2 protein-coding genes are annotated in these 1001 nt (G+C 36.9%); both read right to left on the reverse strand.

What is annotated here, in order from left to right:
- Positions 1 to 333: hypothetical protein (locus AC1DUA_RS38945; protein WP_477504777.1), on the reverse strand; the 333-nt coding region annotated here is incomplete at its 3' end.
- Positions 334 to 367: 34 nt separating this feature from the next.
- On the reverse strand, positions 368 to 673 hold the full coding sequence (locus AC1DUA_RS38950) for a hypothetical protein (RefSeq protein ID WP_477504778.1): 306 nt from the start codon (positions 671 to 673) through the stop codon (positions 368 to 370).
- Between the last annotated feature and the right edge of the window lie 328 nt (positions 674 to 1001).

Below are 1001 nucleotides of genomic sequence, written 5' to 3' on the forward strand. Positions count from 1 at the left end.
CTCCAAGAGAGAATCAATTTTCTTTTTAATAGTTATAACGTCCCTCGAACTGAAAGTAACTAAAGGGGTTGTCCACTTGTCAGACTGAATATCTATATCGACCAATTCAACTAACATAATCCTAAATTGACCATTAGGATTAAAAGATGGATACCATCCAAGGTCTAAAATTCTTTTTCGATGTTGGTTTGACATTTGCAGAATATCTTCGTCTAGTTCCAAAGCGTATTCATAGTTATGATCCATAAAATCATTAGGAGAGGTTTCAAGAAAATTGTTATATGAAACCATCCAGCCTGATGGTACTCTCAAGGGAACTAATCTTGGTTTCAATGCATACTCCCCCCTTATTAATTCCATGTTTTATCTAGAGCATATTTAAGCGTACTTCTAAATATTTACCAATCTCATCAACACATGCGTCACCAGCATTATCGTGTGCCATTATAAAACAACCACTCCAAATATCCCATCCTATAGTTATCTTAACCCCGTCTTTTACAAAGTCCATGAAAACTTGTTCAAGCCCAACATTTCGATTGGTAGGTGTAAACTGAAACATCTGAATAACAACCGCAGCTAATTTGAAGATGAATGACGTATCAGCATCGTATACTTCATACGAGTAGTAGTTTTTTGAAGTTTTATATAGTTTCCCTTTTAGTTGATTCATCACATCATCTCTTTCGTACTGAATCAATCTCTCTAATCAAACTACCCTTTTCCCGCTAGCGATACCGATTTAATTATATAACAAAAAATCCAGCATTTAACTGCGAATTTATTCAATTAAACAAAAAAAAGCTCCCAAACCCCAGGAGCTTCAATCATTATCTATCCCAAACCATGCACCATCCGATCAACCAAATCAATCGGCAAAATACCGTCAACCCCATCCCCAGTCCTACCCCGAACAATTTCCGTGTGCACACCAAAATACTTCTCCAAATTGGACTCTGTTACAATTTGCTTCGTCGGACCAAGAATATGCTCACCAGTCC

The organism is Paenibacillus sp. 01T422 (assembly GCF_056398785.1).